Raw genomic sequence first — 16,864 nt, 5'->3', positions numbered from 1 at the left:
AGATGTAGGGGGTGTACGCTTTGGCAAGACGAGGCAATTTGTCTAGCAGATACGACGCTGTGCTTAGTTATCAAAAATTTTACTCAGTAATAGCTATTATAGGAATATACTACCCCATTTTTCCTCACCCTTCAACTGATTACGGGCTTTGGAGTTAGCCCTAGAGACTCTGAAACCGCATTGAAACCTTCTTCATCTAGCATATCGACGATCCTAAGTAATAATTCCCACACTCCCGACCATTCGCGAGCCCAGTTCTTTTTATTTAACTTGCGACCAGCTCGCCATTCAACGTAGCGAGACACAAAGGCCTGCTTATCAAGCCTAGCGCCCATGCTGCGGCCTTTGCTGTCAGTGACCTCTGGCTGGTCAAAATTGAGTATCCATGTGCGACGCAGGGCAGCCATAGCGACGTAATAGAGCAATTGTTGTCGTTCTTCTGACCACTGCGAAAAGCCCGGCAGACTGCGCTGGGCAAGCTGTGCCACGGACAAGGCTGCCATTGTTTCGACCTTAGATGCTGTGCGTTCTGACATGGCACCTTGCCGATTCATGTAATGGCCTACCCATTGGACGGGCGGTGCAAGAGAGTCGATGCAATTCACAACGTGGCGATAGTCGGCTGTTCGTGAGGCGGGCTCGTTTCTCTTGCAACCGGTCTGCACATCGCATCCTGTTTCCAGGCGGCCAATAATGACCTCAAGCTGGCTTCGCTGTCCGTCGTCAAAGGCGAGCTGCCAAGCAAGTCTTGGATCTCGTGTAATCATGCAGCCCCCTCGGCTACTTCTTGAATCATTACCCACACACCGGAGCCGCGCTTAGGGTCACGGATCGGTGCCAATGTCTGTACGCTGACCACGTAGTCAGGCGTGTCGTCTTTGAGTAGCCCCGACCGTACCAAGCCATCCTCGATCAACTTGAGGGTGTAGCCATAGTTGGAGCAGTCGAGGCGGCGCTTCCCCTTGCCCAGCACGGGTTGCAACGTCAGGCGTACTGGGCGAGTAAGCGGAGCCATGCCGCGGACGGCGATCTGTGTCGCTCTATGGGCGGCATCGGCGTGCTTTCTACGGGTCGCCCAGTGGACGCCTGCATAGATGCTGTTGAGTGACGGTCCGAGATAGGGCACGAAGACCTGAATCACGCCGCTACTCCCTTGATGGTGATGATGCCTTTTTCCACCATGCGTACCAGCGTGCGGATTTGTGCGCGGCGCATATACCACTCCGCGTGGGCCTTCTCTTCGGACGGCCACTGTATGCGTCCATCAATCACGTCATGACAGGCTGCACAGCCATAGCAGGCCGACAGGTCATCGCTCTTGCGTGCCAGTCCGTGTGACTCATTGGGCAGGTGGCACAGCACGGTGGTGTCCGTACGCTCATTGCAGATGCCTAGAATGCCCAGCGTGCAGCGCTCGTCGCGTGCGGATGCGCGCATAGCCTTTGATACGATCCTCATGCTGCTCGCTCCTGAATCATGGCCAGCGCCATTTCCTCGATCTGTTCTGCCGTGCACTGGGGCCAGTAGGTCTTGGCGATATAGGTGCACAGCTCGCTCATTAGCTGGAAGAAGCGCCCTTGGTCCATCCGGTCGAAAGCAATGGAGCGGGGCTGTTTGCTGACCAGTACGCCGAACCCTGGCACATCGGTGTGGGTGATATCGCACTCAACGCCTGAGTCGGTCTGTAGCTTCTTAAGCGCGTCATGCGCGTTCTTGCCAGTGAAGTCGTCGATGTTCTGCGCCACCAACCGGCCGAGCGCATGTGCCAGTCGATGAAACTGCAGGTTGCGTGGCTGCTTCATATCGCAACGCAGGGTGGTGCCGATCTTCACGCCACGCTCACGCACGATGCTGGCATCGGTGGCGCTAGCAGGGATGAAGGCCGATACCTCGGCCCCCGTGGTCGGATCGACCAATCGCACTGCACGCATGTAGACGGGCTGCTGTTTGCTCATGCCATGCTCCCTGCCATCTGTTCTGCCTGCGCCAGTAGCTGCTGGCGACGCTGTTCTTGCTGCTCTCGTTCACGTTGACGTTTCTGCGCCATCAGATCGTTTCTCGACTCGCGCGACAGGGCGTGCCGGATTTCCTGAATCATTCGGTTGGCGTTGCGGCGGCGGCGTTCCTGCTCCTCGGGCGAGGGCGGTAGCGCCAGTTTGGCCTCAAGGCGATCGGGTGAGGGCAGTAGTCCCTTGGCTTGCTCCGGCGCGATCTTGCCTTGCTCCACGGCTTGTTCGATGACGTCTTGGCGACGTGCCGGATCAGAGCCAAGTGATGCGGTCCAGTTGGGCTGGCGACCTTCGGATTTGGCCTGCTCAACGCGACGCTCGTAGGACGACATGAACGCCATACGGGCACCGACCTTGTCACCAAGTGCGAGAATCGGGCGGGCATCGGCCATGGCTCCTGCAACCTCGCCATTCCAGATGATCGTTTCCGACTCGTCCTGCCCTGACAGCGCCAATGCCCATGCTTCGGCTGCTGGAAGGTGCGCGTTGGCCGACGGGATACGTTCGACGATGCTGGCCAGCGTCAGGCGGCCCTTGACCTCCGATCGGCAGCGCGCCAGCGCATGCTGTGTTTCGTTAAGCGGATAAGCTGACAGGTCACTGACCATCAGCATCAGCGCTGCTGGCGTATATTCCTGCCCCATGACTTCCATCGTGGCGCCCAGCACTTCGAACAGGTGGTCTTGTTCGTCAGCGGTCAGCATGCTGTACCTCCAGCTTGCTCACGGCGGGCACGCATCATCGCCTTGGCTTCTTCGACGGCGCTGAGGTTGGACTGGGTACGATCGGTTTGGCGGGCCTTGGTCGCGGTGACCTGACGGCCTGTCTGGCACTGCACCGCGAGAGTTTCGCAGTCGGTCAGCATCAGGCTGACAGGGTGGCCCTTGGTGACGTAGAACTGGTTATTCGTCCGCAGGTACCACGCCGCTACGGCTGGGGCGAGGTCATGACCCACACGGTCGACGAGTTGGCTGAGCTGTCCGGCAGTACGTGCGTTCCAGATCGGCCATGCGTCGTAGCGGTGGCGGTAGGCCATGGCGTAGTTGGCCCAAGCGCGGAATGTTTTCGCGTTGTGATCCTTTGGTCCCGGCATGTCAGCAGGGATGTCGACCCGAGGGCGTTTCGGTTCGACCTGTTCGGCAGGGATGACCTCACCGGAAACAGGCCCCGCAGCGGAGGCGTCAGCCCCCGGTGCAACACGGGGTGGTTCTATGGACGGTTTAATGGATGGTTCTAAGTACGTTTCCCCCGAAGATTCTTCGCCCCGTGATGTCGTAGATTTCACCCCGTTCTGCTGTAGATTTCGCCCCGTGGTGTCGTGAATTTCACCCCGTGATCTACGACCCGAAGATTTCTCGCCCCGCGGTTTGACGTCCCCAAAGCCCAGCTCAAGGCATAGGTCATAGACGGTAGGGCAGCGATCGGCACGGAAGCCCAACGCCTGTGCCACCTTCTGATTGCCCAGCTTGATGATGCCCATCTCCAGCAGCTTTTTGAGCTTCTGCTGAATGGTGCGATCGGAAAGCTTGGTGTACTCCATCAGCGTGGCGATAGACGGGAATGCCGCCGTGCCATCCTCACGGGCATGGTTAGCCAACCCCATCAGCACCCAGCACGCGCCAGAGTCTTTCACGAGCTGCTGTTTCAGCGCCCAGTTCATCGCCTCAATGCTCACGCCGCACCCCGCTGGACAAAACCGTTCATGTGATTCATCATTACCTAATCTCAGTTAGTGAAAGCGCCCGGTACTCCGTCTCCCCAGACTGGCCGGGCGTTTTTGCTTTTTGAATGTCGAGTGCTATTTATCTCAGCAAGATAAAGCACGAAGCTGCACTACCGTAATGCCTGCCAACTCCGCGATAGCCTGCTCATATGCAGCTGTACGTTTTTGAAGAGCACCTAATCGTGTGGGAAGTCTGCCTAGCGATTTCCATTTGCAAACCGCTGCATCTGTTACTCCTGTAGCACGAGCAACTTTTCTTGTGCCCAGAGTGTCAAGAAGCTCTGAAAATGCATTCATTAGTAATCTCCAACCGTTTGGTTGAAGTTAAACCATATTGAGGGGAAGTTCAACCGTGACGGGCGGCATTGAGGGGTTTAAATTTAAATGGTAAGGTTCATATACTTTCGATGTGGATCTATAAAATGAACTTGAGTCCTGAAAAAAAAGCTCTTTTTGCTGAGAGGCTTAAGCAAGCGAGTATTGCCAAAAATGGTGGCAAGACTCATGGGATAGCTTCGATGCTGGCTAAGATGATGGATGTAAGTGTGCAGGCTGCCTCAAAGTGGCTTAGTGGCAAAGCTGTGCCTGATGCTCATCGGTGGGGGGAAATCGCAGCTCATCTCAATGTAAGTGCATCGTGGCTTGCTGGAGCTAGCCATGAGACGCCAGAAGGCATTGATTATAATAAGGAGCAGGTCGCACAAGTAACGCGTGCTGCAAAGCTGGTATTTCCTTTGATTTCACGCCTTAAGCCGGATGCTCAGCAAGAGCAAATTGAAGAAGTCATTGAAACTGCCTATCTCATGATATTGGCAGGGGAAAATGATGAGGCTGTTACAGGCAGTGTTGTTTCTAAGCTGCTCAAATTTTAGCCAATTTTTCTAACCAACAGACTTCCCTTTTTTAGAAAACACAAAAGCTTCACTACTAAATAGTTCTCAAGCATATTTTATTCTTGAGGATGATTTGGCAGTGAAGCTTTTTTATGCACTTATGTGCATGCCCCACTTTGGGCGGTTGAATTTTTTGCATTTCGGTTGAATTTTTGGCGTTGTCAGAACGGTTTTACAGTAATACACTGTACGTATGTACATGTTATAGGGCAGGGAGATGAAAAAGAATGCCAATGATAGCGCTGCTGAGCGTTGGGCAAGTGCGTTGGACCGTATCATGGAAAAAAACTTGAAGAGTAAAAATACAAAAAAATCATGAAGAAAGCCCCCCTTGATCGACAAGGGGTTTTTTTTGCCTGGATGGGGTTGAAGTTAAACCTTGAAATTGAACATCAACCAGTTTAAAGTTAAACCGTCGCTTGGGGGCTACCCATCGGCAGCTCTTTAACAATGGATTACCACGTCATCCCGTAGGCTTTGAGAGAGTGAGGGGCTGGCGTGAATGAATACCCCAGCCGCAGGTGGGGAAGGTAACAGCGGCCAGCGCCTTCGATGAGGGTGCATTCGGAAGCGTCGGATCGGCGTTTCACGAAGTAAGGTTTTGTTAGGTTTTAGGCCTAATCAACGCGCCAGCTGCGATAGTGGGACCAACGCCTTGCCTCGGCTGAGAATAGAGGCACCTAATTCCCTGCTTGTGCCCACCTCTGTGTGGGCTTTTTTATTGGAGAAATAGATGAAAGCACTGATCCTCTGGGAAGACGTACCGGCCACGGCTGATATGTACCTCGTGGATGCTACGCCGAATGACTTTGACGTACTGAAAGCAGTCAACGCTAAGTACTTTGGCATCGACGATAACGATGCTTGTCTGGACTACGTTGCTCACGCACTGGCAACCCGCTGGAAGGGCTGCAAGGTTGATGGGCCTGTCATGGGGCCAATTGATCTGGTCGTGCAGTGTGGCGTGATGAGCGCCTGACCCAAGCGAAGCAACTACCACCGCCATCTGGCGGTTTTTTTATGTCCGGAGGGAGCTGTGGAGATAGACAGAAACACGCGGGTGGTTGATCTGCCGTCACTTATTCCTAGCGGCAAGGTGCTCAAGTGGCGCCGCCCGGGCATGCCATCAAACGCACTCAACGACATCAACTTTAGGAAAGCTTGCCAGCTGCGTGGCTACTACGAGAAGGCATGGGCACTGCCAGTTATTCGGATAGGGAGCAGATGAGATGAACGTCGCACGATCATACGAAGCCTACCACGACCTACAACGCGGGCGCTTCGAGCTAAACGAACGGGCCTTGGAGCGTCAGGGCGAGCAGGTCGATCGCCTGATTGATCGCGCCCAGCATATCGCTAACTTCGAGCGGATCAGTGATGTGGATGCCTGCCAAGGACGCATTGCCAGCGCTCTGGATGATAACTCTGATCCTGCATTGCTGTTTCCACTGCTGGCGGAGCTTCGCATCAGTCAGCTGGAGATCGACGCAGGTCGGCCACAGCAGGGGCTGGCGCGGCGCGCACGGGTGCTAAAGCTGCTCGATCAGCACATATATGACGCCATCTGCGAGGACGCACAGCGGGAGCTGGGCATTCTGTGAGTCGGATGTTTTGGATCGCATGGCTGATAGCCGTGCTGGTGGTTCTTTTCTGGGTTAAGGGGATGTGATGGGTGAAGCGCGATTTACCACTGGGGTGTGGAGTTACTGTGCGGTGACGGGAGAGGTCACCGATAGCGAGAACGAGGTCATTGCCACTCTGCATGACAGCTTTCTTCCCGACGTGACCGAAGAGCAGCGTGCCAATGGCTATCTGATTGCTGTTGCCCCTGCCATGTACGTGATGCTGGAGACCATCGCCTGCGTCATGACTCAGCTGGGCCACTCAGTAGAAGCCATTGATGAGCTGTTGACGATGGCGCGAGGTGAAGAAGTATGACATGGCCGCAGATCGTGATTGCCGTTTGGCTACCGCTGTTGATAGCGATCCTGATGTTCAATTCAGGCGCACATGCTGGAAAGCGTCGGCAGCGGGAAGAAGAGGTGCGCCGCAAGCGGCGAGAAGGAGCAGGGGAAGACGAACAGAAATGAGATGGCGGCTATTTGCGGTAGCCGCCTGATTCAGACCTTGGAAAGCAAGAATCACGAAGAGGATACATCATGACGAATGAAGTGCAACAGGTGGAACAGCAGGGCATGCAGCAGATGCCGGCCAATCAAGCGCAGTCGATCATGCCGATCATTGAAAAAATGGCCAGCATGCCGGAGCTTCCGATCGACAAGCTGGAACGCATGCTAGATATGCAGGAGCGGATCATGAACCGCGCCGCACAAGAGCAGTTCAATAGCGCGATGGCCGAGATGCAGGCGGAGATACCTGCCATTGCGGAGCGTGGCCAGGCGCACAACATGAAGTACGCGACCTTCGAGGATATCAACGATACGGTTAAGCCGATCATGAAGCGGCACGGGTTCGGTCTGACCTTCCGGATCAAGAATCTGCAAGGGGCGGTAGAGATTACGGGCGTGCTGATGCATACCGCAGGGCATCGCGAAGAAACCAGTGTGATGCTGCCGCTGGACACGACTGGCAGCAAGAATGCGGTGCAGGCGGTTGGATCATCAGTATCCTACGGCAAGCGCTATGTCATGTGTGCCATGCTCAACATTGCCACCCGAGGCGAGGATGACAACGGTGCGTCAGCCGCACGTAAGCCTACGGTAACGGCGATGCAGGCCGGCCAGATCGGTCGAATACTGGCGCAGTGCAGCGAGCACACGAATGAATGGTTTGATAGCAACTGGGGCGATCCGGCTAACGTTCATAAGGATGCGTTTGATCGTCTGATGGCGAACCTAAATGCCGCACGGGAGAAAGCAAAAGCCAGTGCCTGTGCGGATAAGGCTGTGCAGGAGGCTGACCATGCAGATAGTTGATGTCGAGCAGGGCACACCTGAATGGCTGGAGGCCCGTTTGGGCATCGTTACCATGTCGCGGGCACAGTGCCTGTTGGTCAAAGGAAAAGGGCCAAATGGCTTGGGCGCTGATGCCATCACCTACATGTTCCAACTGATCGCTGAGCGCTTTACAGGTGAGATTAGCGACAGCTTCGCGGGCAACGTTCACACCGAGCGCGGCCACGCACTGGAGCCAATCGCCCGCGACCTCTACACCGAAGTGACAGGGCTGCCCGTTGAAGAGACGGGCATCATTTTGAACCACGGTGTCGGGTACTCACCCGATGGGCTGGTAGGCGATAACGGTCTGATCGAGATCAAGACGAAGCTGCCCAGCAAGATGGCCGCCATGCTCTATGACGGCGTGGTGCCGAAAGAGCACATGGCACAGATACAAGGCGGCCTGTGGGTCAGTGAGCGTGAATGGCTCGACTTCGTTGGCTATTGGCCCGGCATGCCGCTGTTCGTGCAGCGGGTCTATCGGGATGAGAAGGTTATCGACGCGCTGGCCGACGGCGTGCATCGCTTTTATGACGAGATGGCGCAGCGCGAGCAGGCCATCATTGAACACGCAGCATAAGGAGCAAGCATGAACGTATTTACGGCAACGGGGCGCACCACCTCCCGGCGGGTTCGACGACTTCGACGATGAGATTCCTTTCTAAACCGGCTCTAGCCGGTTTTTTCAGTTAGAGACTGTTTCATAACCGGAGCGATGGCTCCTACCCTTTCTAAAATAGCCGGTTTCTCGCGCAATTTTGTGGTTTGACGTCCCGTCAATGACATGGGTATTGGGGTTATGAAACACGCTCTTAATAGATAATAGAGGCTTTCTAACTATCATCATTATTTTCTATATTGTCATTATATAGAATATTTGGGATCGAATTATTTTTAGTATAGACTTTTTTGCTGAGGTCTATGACTTCATTGGTGCCAGCTGGTATTTGATTTCTAAAAGCCATGGCTTCGTGGAACCAATCCGGCATTTGATTTCTAAAAGCCATGGCTTCATGGAACCAATCCGGCATTTGATTTCTAAAAGCCATGGCTTCGTGAAACCGATCTGGCATTTGATTTCTAAAAGCCATGGCTTCATGGAACCAATCTGGCATTTGATTTCTAAGAGCCATGGCTTCATCAAGATTAGACGCCTTACTCTGTAGGGCTAAAGCTTGGTCGATTGGGGATCTTGAGGATGAGAAAGGTTTAGTAAATTGATTGGCGGATGATTGTTGATTATTTGCATCTTCTTTTGTTATTTTATTTCTTTCATCTTCCGTAATTTCCATTTTTTCTAAGTTTTTGATGGCAGTTTGTATTATGCTTTCAAGCGAATTATAAATTGAAGTTAGTTCTTCAAAATCTTTTTTAGAAAATTTATTGTTATGTGCTATGTTGCATCTTAAGGAATATAGTTTGCTCCATTTCGCTTTTATGTAACTTCCATCCTGCGATATTTGACCTTTAAAATACCTATCCCAGTTTGATTTTGGTGCAAATTTTTTTATCTCTGATACAGAGATTTTTTCTTCTGGATGGTTTAATAATTTTTTAAAGAAATCTGTTGAGTCAACGTTAGACCATTCTGTAAAAAGAAAAATAGATAGCTGGATGAAATCTACATTATATAGAAAATTGCTGTCTTTATTTTTGGAAGACTCCTTCATTTCTTCCGGTAGGGTGGTCGAGTGCCAGTCATGGCCTACATTCACTATCATAAACTTTGTTATAAGTTTACGCATCAAATTTTCTATTGTGTATATATAGGGGTAGCTTTTTTGAGAATAAAAAAGACTTATGTCATCCCACACTAGCTGTAGCTTTGCGGAGGGTATAGTGTGTAGAACCTTACTTAAGTTTCTTTGTAGACTCGGAATATTATCGATGTCTTTTTCTTGAAATTTCACCGTTATGTGATGGCATACGATATTGTCGTTATAAGTTTTAGATGTGTCTATATGTATTTTGTACTTTGTTTTTTTATATCTTATAGTGTTGTCTTGTAGTGATATTTCTTCGTGAGAATTTATAAAGTTGATCAAGCTTTTTATATTGCAACAAAAATCATTGGACATATCTATTAGCAATAAATATTCTAATTTTAAATTTGAAGATAATGTTGGCATCTCTTTCTTCCGAAATATTTGCTAGCCATTAAAATATTGATTGACGAATTGTAGCGTCATTTGCACGAACCGTCATCATCGTTCTCCTTTCTAAAAACTCATATCTGGAGCAAGCAATGAAACAAACAGCAGAGCACGAAATCACCGTACGCATTCGCACGCGCTACCCGCAGGAGGACTGGGCTGTGCTGATCGGCGACATGTTGAATCGTCGATCAGTTGCCAAAGAGGGGCGTATTGTCGATGTGATCAGCGAGCGATTGGTCGAAACGCAAAGTCTCAAACAAGCAGGGTAATGGCATGAGGATCAAAACAAGCGAGCTAGAGGGGGCTGCCCTTGATTTTTGTGTGGCCAAGTCACTGGGTAAGGACGTAGAGAACCGCCTGCTTTACGTTCCCTCAATCAACTGGCTTTTTTGTGGCCAATATATCGAACGCTTTCGAATTGCTCTAGTACCTAGGGAAGGAGGGTTATGGGGTGCCTCTGTACTGGGTGAGGACTGTAACCCACTGGCTATATCTTTCGGTGATACGCCGCTGATAGCGATTTGCCGCGTGGTCATAACGTACATGTTGGGGGATGAGGTCGACGTGCCGGAGGAGGTGGCTAGATATGAGGGATATGTTAGATGATGGTCATGCGTAGCATCCGCAACGGGTAATACAGCTGCAGAAAACAAGCATCTAACTTCTTCGAAATAGGAAAAACTGGGCACTTATTTGACAAGGTTATCAATATGATAATCTATGCTTCCATCTTGATAAAAAGAGAGAACATCATGGCAGGTGGAAGAGTCATTCGAGTGGGGGATATGACGACCCATGGGGGAACCGTCATTGAAGGGGACCCCACGATGATCATCAATGGCCGAGCGGCGGCCAGGGTTGGAGATCTTGTCGCTTGTCCGGTATGTCTGGGGGTCTATCCGATCATTGAAGGCAACCCGGGGCTGACCAGTAACGGTAAGCCGATAGCCTATGAGGGATGCCGAACAGCATGCGGTGCTCAGTTAATCCTAAAAGAGAATGCAACGTTTATTCATCGGGTCCCCTCTGGTGGCTCAGCGTCAGTGCAGCATGAAACGTCAGCAGCCTTGGCGGAACAGCAAGTCATCGGTCAACGCATGCAAGGGAGAGACGAGCCTAATTCAAGGCCATACTCAGGGCGCTTCAAGGTGGTTGACCGAAGTAGCGGGAGACCCTATTTGATGAAGCCAGTAGAAGTGACATGCTCTGATGGACAAGTTATTAAATGCACAACAGATGAGCAGGGCTATACACCCGTTATAAGCAGTGACCGTCCGTCAACAATTTCTATAAAGATTATGGAGTAATTAATGGGAAGGCTTAGGTTGGGTGGGGGAGAAAATAAAGAATATATTGGTAATAGATTTAGCGGGAATTTAGATTATGAAGACAAGGTATTTTTATGCAGCGCCGCATGTCAATGTGAAAAGACACCGCTTATAGCTAAAGATGGCTCCGAAAGAAAGCAAGATTGTATGAGCATGAGAATAAATGCTTTGGCAAAAGCATCTCCGAAATCTTCTTTCTACAAAGCAGAGGTAAACTATGATATGACTCAGGCCCCGCCTGAGCCGGTATTGGAAAGCTGTCCTGCACCCGGAATAGAGCCTCAAAGGCACCCTTATCTTCCCGGCTGGATAACCAAATATTGGAATGACCCTGCGAAAGGACGGCCTTCGTGGCAGAGCGGATGTGGATACATAAAAAGACCTGACGTAATAATTGTACATGATCCATTAAAATCTCCAGTGCAGTCTAATATAAAAACTGTAGTTGAGGTTAAATTTCCAAACGATACATTTGGAAAAGACCAAATAGAAGATTATATAGAAATAGCAGGAAGCGAAGATAAAGTTGCAGTCCTTTTAACAGAGGATTGTGGATGCTCTGACAAAGAGCGTGAGCGTGAACCGGTGCCTGAACCGGCAGTTGCTCCTGCTGAAGAAACATCCGCTCACTCCTCCCAAGCTCGGGCAGAGGTTCAACAGGAAGCTGATGACTCGTATGCATACTATGATGGAGATAATGTTATGCATGTCGTAGCTTCTCCCATTGACGATAATGAGAATTCATCATCATATAACCTTGGGAAATTCTTCTACTTATCGCCTGCGGAGCAGCAAGTTCTTGCAGAATCATCTGGTATGGCTTTGGCAGCCTTGGCTACTATTGTTGCGTATTCTTGGCTTGCGCTCCTTGCGTAAAGGGAAAATATATTATGGATACTAAGTTATTGGAGCTCTACGGAAATAGAATGGAGTTTCCGGGAAGACTATTAAGTGGAAGCCCGCAAGATTATGTGGGGATGGCTTTGAGTGTATCTTGCACTATTTTCTTTAGATGGGGATGGCAGGAAGAGAAAAAAGAAGCTATCTGTAAAGCCTTAGATAAATATATGTCTTGCTTTGGTTCGGAAATAAAATGGGTTTTTTCTGATGAAGAACCGGGTAAGGGAAATAAGCAAGAATACAAAAAGACTAAACCCCTTAGAAAATTATACAAAAAGTGGGATGACAATGTTCTTGTATATCGAAAATACAAAGGAGGGAGCACATTTGATGACGCAAGCCCCTATTCGTTCCTAATAGGCTCTAGACGGAAATGGAAGTCAGACAAGTTTGAGAGAGCGGGCGAAATAGGCATGGATGTTGTTCGCTTCTCTGTACCACTTCCTGCTTTAGTGCAACACCCTAAGGTGTTCCAAGAGATGGTGCTTGAATTGGCAGATGGCTTGGATGCATTGCATGGTTTCGCAGGGCTGAGCACAGAATTATCGCCCGATCAGCTAACAGAAGAACCTACCGAAGCATGGCAAGCTCAACGCTGGAATGGTATGTCTGTAGGCGACGACTTTTTGGCATCAGGGCGGCTCGCTACTACAAGGATAAAAACGGTTTCATGGCTGACCATTATTGGTCAGGACATAATACCTAAGGCAGACTATCAGTGGCTAAGGTCAGAACTGCCTCCTAGCTGGTTTACCTTTTACGAATACGGGACAGGTGTGATTGTGCAGGCAGGACCTGCTCCAGATCCCGCTCCTTTAATCTCTAACCCGCTGCCCCCAACGTATGTGCTCCTTAATATGCTCCTCAAACCGTTTAGAGCAGAGGATTGCACCATACATTTGAATACAGGCCTAACGCCGCTCATTGCCACGAAGGAGGCTAGATCAGCTTGGCTGTCTCGTTTTGATGTGCCAGAAGACCAGCTTGATGTTTACAAGGCCAAGCTAACCAAGATGCCGTGCCTGAAACAGAAGCACGTACTGATGGACGCTATAGATCCGCGGTTACAGCCACTCTACAAATGATCTTCTATGGCCCCAGTTTTGGGGCCGCATCTACATAAGACGCCTTAGGCGTCTTTTTTTATGTCTGTAGTCCGCCCATGCGGGCTTTTTTGTATCTGTAGGAGGGAGATATGTCTGCCTTGATTCTGACAGCAGAAGAAATTGAAGAAATCACCGGGCGCAAGCGTGGCAAAGAGCAAAGCAAGGTACTCACGCAGATGGGAATTCGTTGGCAAATCAATGCAGCAGGCAGTTTAATTGTCGGTCGTAAACATGTAGAGCGGGTGCTGTCTGGGGAGATATCGACACCGAAAGAACGCCAGAAACCGAACTTACAGGCATTGTCAGCATGAAGAAAGATAACCCAGGCCTACCGCGCGTGTATTGGAAAAGTGGCGCTTGGCGGTACAAGTGCAATGATCGTCAAAAGGCATTAGTAGGGAAAAGCTGGATTAAGCTGGGGGTAGGTGCTGCTGAAGCCCGAGAAGAAATGAAGATGTGGGAAGGCCGCCTCTTTCCCAGAGCGGGGATGGGACGCATCTTTGATCGGTATGAGGGCGAGATCATTCCTGCCAAGCCGTCGGAAGCCACACGCCGATCAAACCTGATGGAGCTAAAGCGGCTTCGATTGGTGTTTGGGGAGTGCGAGCCAGAAGATATTACCGTGCATGATATTTATCAGTACATGGATGCTCGTGGCGTACAGTCGAAGAATCAGGCTAATCATGAGCTGGCGTTACTCAAGCATATCTTTCGTTATGCGCAGCGCTGGGGTATCGTCGAGCACAACCCCGCTGATCCTGTCACGAAGTTCAAGCTCAAGCCTCGTGACCGATATGTGACTGACCATGAGTTCAGTTTGTTTCTGCGCCACACATCGCCATGGGTTAAACGATATGCCTTCTTCAAATATAAGACCGGGCTTCGGCAGCGCGACATGCTTTCACTGCGGCTGGATCAACTCACGCAGGAGGGGATAGCGCTTCGCAGCAGTAAGACCGGGAAGCTGGCGCTCATCCCTTGGGATGATGAGCTGCATCAGCTGGTGCGGGAGATCAAAGCTGATAACTTGGCACGAGGCAGGCAAGGTGCAACGCTGTTCTGCAAGCGCGATGGGGAGCCTTATAACAAGGACCAGTTTCATAGCCGTTGGCAGTACGGAATGCGGTTGGCCATCAGGGAAGCGGGCATTGAGCGGTTCACTGAGCACGACATAAGGGCAAAGCATGCAACCGATGCCGAGCAGCAGGGGATTGATGTTCAAGCTAACCTACAGCATAGTGATCGCCGGACGACCGAGATCTATATTCGGTCGAAGAAAGTTGCCTCCATTCAGGCACTCAGTCTGGATCGTTTTGTTGGCGCTGATGGGTAACGGTAAACGCTGCAAAGTGGCAGGGTAACGCGGCATAATTGGAAAGTATAACGCATTGCCGTTATACAGCGCGGTTGCAACTCATTGTTTTTAATGTTTTTTATATGGTTAAGATTACGGTCTTGAAAACCGGCAAGGGTTAATAGCCCTTCCAGGGTTCGAATCCCTGTCCCTCCGCCAGAACATTAAGGGAATCAGCTACTTAGCTGGTTCCCTTTTTTCGTTTCTGGAAGGAAAAACGCCCAAAAGTATAACGTGTATAACGGTAGCCGTTATACAGCGGCAGCGAGGAGTAGACCGGCAAGGGTTGCGGTAGAAGTAGACTAAAGTCTAACCGCATTTTGGTTTTGTTAGACCAAAGCCCTGTGCTGTGACTGGCGCGGAGTTAATGTCATTGAAGATAGGGCAATTAGCGCTTCTCCAGCCGAGATTAGAAGGTTAAGAGCACCGTTAAAAGGCCGTTTTATAAACAAGATGACATGTATGGCCTACACTGCTACAGAGCATGTTCTAAATCTCGATCGGCATCCTTAAGCAGCACCGAGAGTTTATGCAATAGCATGTGGGTAATTTTTATAGAAAAAAACTAGCCATTGGATGGCATTATCATCAAAAGGATTAAATAATGCATTTATCACCCAAAGCTAAAAATTTACTCTGTGCCCTTTATGAAGCCCACGTTGACGATAATTACTCAAACCATATTGGGTATAAAGCACTTGAGTCAGAGTATGGAGTCGATTACCTAAAAGAGCTGGAAGACCATAGATATGTGCAAGTATCATGTCGCACAAATACTGTGCTTATGTCTTCTCATACTACTAGGGAAAATATGCCCAAGTTGGCAAATATGCCAGAAGTAACAGTATCCCTAACTATATCTGGCCTTGCTAAAGCCTCGAAACTTGTAAATAAAAAATAAACAACTTTATTGGCAAGTATAAGAGTTAGGCTATGAATTTTCATTGCCTAACTCTTATACTTGAAATATAAATACTGATTTTGTGGCTAGATATAAAAAAGCCCCGACAGAGCGGGGCGGTCATTCTGGCTTGGTAGGCCACTCAATGTCAGCGGCCGTCACGTCCACGTCTTCAAGTGCCTTTCGGTACTCGTTCCATGCTTTGAATTTCGCCTTCTCGTCATTCGACAGTATGCCGGAGACGGCATACCCGAGCATGGACTGGATCACGGTGTCCGCTTCTGATAGCAGTGTTGCCCGCTTTCCTTCTGCCAGCTCTTCAAAAATCACATAACTATACTAGAGAGTGCTTCAACCTGACATCAGCTTCTTAATCAAGTTAATTTAGATGAGTAGAAGAAGCGCGTTTCTTCTACTAACTTTAATATGGCTTCTAACGAAACATAGGGCTACAAAAACTTAAAGCATATAGTCATTTTCTTAATGTTAGCACTATGGATTTAATTATTTTTACAGCGACATAGACAATAAAAGCACTTATAGCTATTTGAAAAACTATAGTTATCATATCTATGTTGTCATAAGCTTCTTCTCCATCACCAATGTTCATCCAAATGCTGTGTTCTGCTACAAAATCAGATAATGCTGGAAATGGAATAATAAAAGTTACCGCAAATGTTGTTAAGATATGTATAATCCATTTTGCTACTTTCTTCATATTACATATCCTTTGGGCTTGGAAAAATATTTAATTTTACATAATAAGGATTGCCGATAACCCTTAATATTCAGTACGTCACGACGTTATAAATATTCTTTTGATTCAATGCTATTGTATTCCATATTTCTAACAGTGAGTTATTCATATAATGAAAAGCACTGTAGCTGTAAAAATTAACACAACCAGCAGAACAGCCTGAACCATCACTGTTTGGTTGATGAAACCTAAACGATCCTCTCGACGAATTATTAATGTATACAGTGTCTGCTTTGCTTTTTTCGCTAATCAATGAGAACCATTATGACTTATCGTTTGCAGCTCAATAAGCTGAACGATATTTTTATAACTCCTTGTTTTGTATTGTTTTTTGTGTGCCGTCGTATTCTCTTTTTGTTATGTAGTAGAGTTCTAGAGGATAGTGCTTCATCCTTAAAATAGTAGTTCACCTCATTATGAAACGCATACAGTCCTGAAGCAATGTCGTATGTGCCAAGGCCATGACATACAAGTTTTAGCTTTTTTTCATCAGCAGATAGTGTTCCGTAGTCTAGCATGCACTCAATTATAAATCCCCACTCATTAGCCCAATTTGTATACAAAACAGCATCTTAATTTTTTGATATCGAATTTTAGCGTTTCTATCGCTTCTTTTTTCTGATCAACGCTCGTATACACGTCAAACGTGACTGTGCTTCTTAAATGTCCCGCTAAGAGGAGGGGGCAAAACCCCTTTAAAAAACCATGTTGCCCCAAAATATCACTGCATGGCTACTTCACTACTTCCTGACGAACGCTGGTATATCATCCAGCCTCTTT

The 16,864-nt window shown here is 49.1% G+C and carries 25 protein-coding genes; 15 read left to right on the top strand and 10 right to left on the bottom strand.

Annotation, left to right across the window (positions count from 1 at the left end; translation table 11 throughout):
* Nucleotides 1-131 precede the first annotated feature (131 nt).
* The 6 genes from ACMHYW_RS07680 to ACMHYW_RS07655 are packed head-to-tail and all read right to left on the bottom strand — an operon-like array spanning nucleotide 132 to nucleotide 3,684.
* Nucleotides 132-767 carry a hypothetical protein gene (locus tag ACMHYW_RS07680; RefSeq protein ID WP_414499413.1) on the bottom strand — a complete coding sequence of 212 codons (636 nt, stop codon included), beginning with the start codon at nucleotides 765-767 and terminating at the stop codon, nucleotides 132-134.
* Entirely contained in the window at nucleotides 764-1,141 is a 378-nt protein-coding gene (locus ACMHYW_RS07675) for a hypothetical protein (protein ID WP_414499412.1), read from the bottom strand. The genes ACMHYW_RS07680 and ACMHYW_RS07675 overlap by 4 nt, the downstream gene beginning before the upstream one ends.
* Nucleotides 1,138-1,458: a nuclease domain-containing protein gene (locus ACMHYW_RS07670; protein ID WP_414499411.1), complete on the bottom strand. Its 321-nt coding sequence runs from the start codon at nucleotides 1,456-1,458 to the stop codon at nucleotides 1,138-1,140. The genes ACMHYW_RS07675 and ACMHYW_RS07670 overlap by 4 nt, the downstream gene beginning before the upstream one ends.
* Nucleotides 1,455-1,955: a hypothetical protein gene (locus ACMHYW_RS07665; protein WP_414499410.1), complete on the bottom strand. Its 501-nt coding sequence runs from the start codon at nucleotides 1,953-1,955 to the stop codon at nucleotides 1,455-1,457. The genes ACMHYW_RS07670 and ACMHYW_RS07665 overlap by 4 nt, the downstream gene beginning before the upstream one ends.
* Complete coding sequence (locus tag ACMHYW_RS07660; RefSeq protein ID WP_414499409.1) at nucleotides 1,952-2,713, bottom strand: hypothetical protein; 762 nt, start codon at nucleotides 2,711-2,713, stop codon at nucleotides 1,952-1,954. Before ACMHYW_RS07660 ends, ACMHYW_RS07665 begins: the two co-directional genes overlap by 4 nt.
* Nucleotides 2,707-3,684, bottom strand: a complete 978-nt coding sequence (locus tag ACMHYW_RS07655) for a helix-turn-helix domain-containing protein (protein WP_414499408.1) — start codon at nucleotides 3,682-3,684, stop codon at nucleotides 2,707-2,709. The genes ACMHYW_RS07660 and ACMHYW_RS07655 overlap by 7 nt, the downstream gene beginning before the upstream one ends.
* Nucleotides 3,685-4,154: 470 nt before the next feature.
* Here ACMHYW_RS07655 and ACMHYW_RS07650 point away from each other — a divergent pair, with 470 nt between their 5' ends.
* The 7 genes from ACMHYW_RS07650 to ACMHYW_RS07620 all read left to right on the top strand — a co-directional run bounded on the left by ACMHYW_RS07650 (nucleotide 4,155) and on the right by ACMHYW_RS07620 (nucleotide 8,162).
* Nucleotides 4,155-4,604 (top strand): helix-turn-helix domain-containing protein, encoded by a 450-nt coding sequence (locus ACMHYW_RS07650; protein WP_414499407.1) that lies wholly within the window; start codon nucleotides 4,155-4,157, stop codon nucleotides 4,602-4,604.
* Nucleotides 4,605-5,358: 754 nt separating this feature from the next.
* On the top strand, nucleotides 5,359-5,604 hold the full coding sequence (locus ACMHYW_RS07645) for a hypothetical protein (protein ID WP_414499406.1): 246 nt from the start codon (nucleotides 5,359-5,361) through the stop codon (nucleotides 5,602-5,604).
* Between the two features lie 250 nt (nucleotides 5,605-5,854).
* Entirely contained in the window at nucleotides 5,855-6,226 is a 372-nt protein-coding gene (locus ACMHYW_RS07640) for a hypothetical protein (RefSeq protein ID WP_414499405.1), read from the top strand.
* Between the two features lie 67 nt (nucleotides 6,227-6,293).
* Nucleotides 6,294-6,563 carry a hypothetical protein gene (locus ACMHYW_RS07635; RefSeq protein ID WP_414499404.1) on the top strand — a complete coding sequence of 90 codons (270 nt, stop codon included), beginning with the start codon at nucleotides 6,294-6,296 and terminating at the stop codon, nucleotides 6,561-6,563.
* A complete protein-coding gene (locus ACMHYW_RS07630; RefSeq protein ID WP_414499403.1) occupies nucleotides 6,560-6,715 on the top strand; it encodes a hypothetical protein in 156 nt (51 codons plus the stop codon). The genes ACMHYW_RS07635 and ACMHYW_RS07630 overlap by 4 nt, the downstream gene beginning before the upstream one ends.
* A gap of 69 nt (nucleotides 6,716-6,784) precedes the next feature.
* On the top strand, nucleotides 6,785-7,561 hold the full coding sequence (locus tag ACMHYW_RS07625; RefSeq protein WP_414499402.1) for an ERF family protein: 777 nt from the start codon (nucleotides 6,785-6,787) through the stop codon (nucleotides 7,559-7,561).
* Nucleotides 7,548-8,162: a lambda exonuclease family protein gene (locus tag ACMHYW_RS07620; RefSeq protein WP_414499401.1), complete on the top strand. Its 615-nt coding sequence runs from the start codon at nucleotides 7,548-7,550 to the stop codon at nucleotides 8,160-8,162. Before ACMHYW_RS07625 ends, ACMHYW_RS07620 begins: the two co-directional genes overlap by 14 nt.
* A 253-nt stretch (nucleotides 8,163-8,415) precedes the next feature.
* On the opposite strand, the gene ACMHYW_RS07615 is transcribed toward ACMHYW_RS07620, so the two are convergent.
* Nucleotides 8,416-9,711, bottom strand: coding sequence for a hypothetical protein (locus ACMHYW_RS07615; RefSeq protein ID WP_414499400.1), 1,296 nt, complete (start codon nucleotides 9,709-9,711; stop codon nucleotides 8,416-8,418).
* A gap of 116 nt (nucleotides 9,712-9,827) precedes the next feature.
* Between ACMHYW_RS07615 and ACMHYW_RS07610 the strand changes: the two genes are divergently transcribed.
* The 8 genes from ACMHYW_RS07610 to ACMHYW_RS07575 all read left to right on the top strand — a co-directional run bounded on the left by ACMHYW_RS07610 (nucleotide 9,828) and on the right by ACMHYW_RS07575 (nucleotide 15,327).
* On the top strand, nucleotides 9,828-10,007 hold the full coding sequence (locus ACMHYW_RS07610) for a hypothetical protein (protein WP_414499399.1): 180 nt from the start codon (nucleotides 9,828-9,830) through the stop codon (nucleotides 10,005-10,007).
* 4 nt (nucleotides 10,008-10,011) lie between these two features.
* Complete coding sequence (locus ACMHYW_RS07605) at nucleotides 10,012-10,344, top strand: phage protein NinX family protein (protein WP_414499398.1); 333 nt, start codon at nucleotides 10,012-10,014, stop codon at nucleotides 10,342-10,344.
* A gap of 104 nt (nucleotides 10,345-10,448) precedes the next feature.
* Entirely contained in the window at nucleotides 10,449-11,045 is a 597-nt protein-coding gene (locus ACMHYW_RS07600; protein ID WP_414499397.1) for a PAAR domain-containing protein, read from the top strand.
* Nucleotides 11,046-11,048: 3 nt separating this feature from the next.
* Nucleotides 11,049-11,942, top strand: coding sequence for a VRR-NUC domain-containing protein (locus ACMHYW_RS07595; RefSeq protein ID WP_414499396.1), 894 nt, complete (start codon nucleotides 11,049-11,051; stop codon nucleotides 11,940-11,942).
* Between the two features lie 14 nt (nucleotides 11,943-11,956).
* Nucleotides 11,957-13,051 carry a type VI immunity family protein gene (locus ACMHYW_RS07590; protein WP_414499395.1) on the top strand — a complete coding sequence of 365 codons (1,095 nt, stop codon included), beginning with the start codon at nucleotides 11,957-11,959 and terminating at the stop codon, nucleotides 13,049-13,051.
* A 110-nt stretch (nucleotides 13,052-13,161) separates the two neighbouring features.
* Nucleotides 13,162-13,383: a DUF4224 domain-containing protein gene (locus tag ACMHYW_RS07585; RefSeq protein ID WP_414499394.1), complete on the top strand. Its 222-nt coding sequence runs from the start codon at nucleotides 13,162-13,164 to the stop codon at nucleotides 13,381-13,383.
* Nucleotides 13,380-14,405, top strand: a complete 1,026-nt coding sequence (locus tag ACMHYW_RS07580; RefSeq protein ID WP_414499393.1) for a tyrosine-type recombinase/integrase — start codon at nucleotides 13,380-13,382, stop codon at nucleotides 14,403-14,405. The genes ACMHYW_RS07585 and ACMHYW_RS07580 overlap by 4 nt, the downstream gene beginning before the upstream one ends.
* A 625-nt stretch (nucleotides 14,406-15,030) precedes the next feature.
* On the top strand, nucleotides 15,031-15,327 hold the full coding sequence (locus ACMHYW_RS07575; protein WP_414499392.1) for a hypothetical protein: 297 nt from the start codon (nucleotides 15,031-15,033) through the stop codon (nucleotides 15,325-15,327).
* A 120-nt stretch (nucleotides 15,328-15,447) separates the two neighbouring features.
* Here ACMHYW_RS07575 and ACMHYW_RS07570 read toward each other — a convergent pair whose 3' ends face one another.
* The 3 genes from ACMHYW_RS07570 to ACMHYW_RS07560 form a co-directional block, all read right to left on the bottom strand.
* A complete protein-coding gene (locus ACMHYW_RS07570; protein WP_414499391.1) occupies nucleotides 15,448-15,657 on the bottom strand; it encodes a tail fiber assembly protein in 210 nt (69 codons plus the stop codon).
* A gap of 142 nt (nucleotides 15,658-15,799) precedes the next feature.
* Nucleotides 15,800-16,045: a hypothetical protein gene (locus ACMHYW_RS07565; protein WP_414499390.1), complete on the bottom strand. Its 246-nt coding sequence runs from the start codon at nucleotides 16,043-16,045 to the stop codon at nucleotides 15,800-15,802.
* 70 nt (nucleotides 16,046-16,115) lie between these two features.
* A complete protein-coding gene (locus ACMHYW_RS07560; protein WP_414499389.1) occupies nucleotides 16,116-16,337 on the bottom strand; it encodes a hypothetical protein in 222 nt (73 codons plus the stop codon).
* Nucleotides 16,338-16,864: the final 527 nt, after the last annotated feature.

The sequence above is a fragment of the Zymobacter sp. IVIA_12111.31 C1 genome, assembly GCF_047495495.1.
In the GTDB taxonomy this organism is placed as follows: Bacteria; Pseudomonadota; Gammaproteobacteria; order Pseudomonadales; family Halomonadaceae; genus Zymobacter.
The sequence above is the reverse complement of the archived record's forward strand: the minus strand, read 5'-3'. Positions and strand labels throughout refer to the sequence as shown.

What these genes read in the sequence shown, in the direction of transcription:
- ACMHYW_RS07580 (WP_414499393.1), top strand. Translation starts at nt 13,380, where the DNA reads ATGAAGAAAGATAACCCAGGCCTACCGCGCGTGTATTGGAAAAGTGGC.
- ACMHYW_RS07565 (WP_414499390.1), bottom strand. Translation starts at nt 16,045, where the DNA reads ATGAAGAAAGTAGCAAAATGGATTATACATATCTTAACAACATTTGCG.
- ACMHYW_RS07665 (WP_414499410.1), bottom strand. Translation starts at nt 1,955, where the DNA reads ATGAGCAAACAGCAGCCCGTCTACATGCGTGCAGTGCGATTGGTCGAT.
- ACMHYW_RS07605 (WP_414499398.1), top strand. Translation starts at nt 10,012, where the DNA reads ATGAGGATCAAAACAAGCGAGCTAGAGGGGGCTGCCCTTGATTTTTGT.
- ACMHYW_RS07615 (WP_414499400.1), bottom strand. Translation starts at nt 9,711, where the DNA reads ATGCCAACATTATCTTCAAATTTAAAATTAGAATATTTATTGCTAATA.
- ACMHYW_RS07645 (WP_414499406.1), top strand. Translation starts at nt 5,359, where the DNA reads ATGAAAGCACTGATCCTCTGGGAAGACGTACCGGCCACGGCTGATATG.
- ACMHYW_RS07585 (WP_414499394.1), top strand. Translation starts at nt 13,162, where the DNA reads ATGTCTGCCTTGATTCTGACAGCAGAAGAAATTGAAGAAATCACCGGG.
- ACMHYW_RS07625 (WP_414499402.1), top strand. Translation starts at nt 6,785, where the DNA reads ATGACGAATGAAGTGCAACAGGTGGAACAGCAGGGCATGCAGCAGATG.
- ACMHYW_RS07630 (WP_414499403.1), top strand. Translation starts at nt 6,560, where the DNA reads ATGACATGGCCGCAGATCGTGATTGCCGTTTGGCTACCGCTGTTGATA.
- ACMHYW_RS07575 (WP_414499392.1), top strand. Translation starts at nt 15,031, where the DNA reads ATGCATTTATCACCCAAAGCTAAAAATTTACTCTGTGCCCTTTATGAA.
- ACMHYW_RS07610 (WP_414499399.1), top strand. Translation starts at nt 9,828, where the DNA reads ATGAAACAAACAGCAGAGCACGAAATCACCGTACGCATTCGCACGCGC.
- ACMHYW_RS07670 (WP_414499411.1), bottom strand. Translation starts at nt 1,458, where the DNA reads ATGAGGATCGTATCAAAGGCTATGCGCGCATCCGCACGCGACGAGCGC.
- ACMHYW_RS07650 (WP_414499407.1), top strand. Translation starts at nt 4,155, where the DNA reads ATGAACTTGAGTCCTGAAAAAAAAGCTCTTTTTGCTGAGAGGCTTAAG.
- ACMHYW_RS07595 (WP_414499396.1), top strand. Translation starts at nt 11,049, where the DNA reads ATGGGAAGGCTTAGGTTGGGTGGGGGAGAAAATAAAGAATATATTGGT.
- ACMHYW_RS07680 (WP_414499413.1), bottom strand. Translation starts at nt 767, where the DNA reads ATGATTACACGAGATCCAAGACTTGCTTGGCAGCTCGCCTTTGACGAC.
- ACMHYW_RS07660 (WP_414499409.1), bottom strand. Translation starts at nt 2,713, where the DNA reads ATGCTGACCGCTGACGAACAAGACCACCTGTTCGAAGTGCTGGGCGCC.
- ACMHYW_RS07590 (WP_414499395.1), top strand. Translation starts at nt 11,957, where the DNA reads ATGGATACTAAGTTATTGGAGCTCTACGGAAATAGAATGGAGTTTCCG.
- ACMHYW_RS07640 (WP_414499405.1), top strand. Translation starts at nt 5,855, where the DNA reads ATGAACGTCGCACGATCATACGAAGCCTACCACGACCTACAACGCGGG.
- ACMHYW_RS07635 (WP_414499404.1), top strand. Translation starts at nt 6,294, where the DNA reads ATGGGTGAAGCGCGATTTACCACTGGGGTGTGGAGTTACTGTGCGGTG.
- ACMHYW_RS07620 (WP_414499401.1), top strand. Translation starts at nt 7,548, where the DNA reads ATGCAGATAGTTGATGTCGAGCAGGGCACACCTGAATGGCTGGAGGCC.
- ACMHYW_RS07600 (WP_414499397.1), top strand. Translation starts at nt 10,449, where the DNA reads ATGATAATCTATGCTTCCATCTTGATAAAAAGAGAGAACATCATGGCA.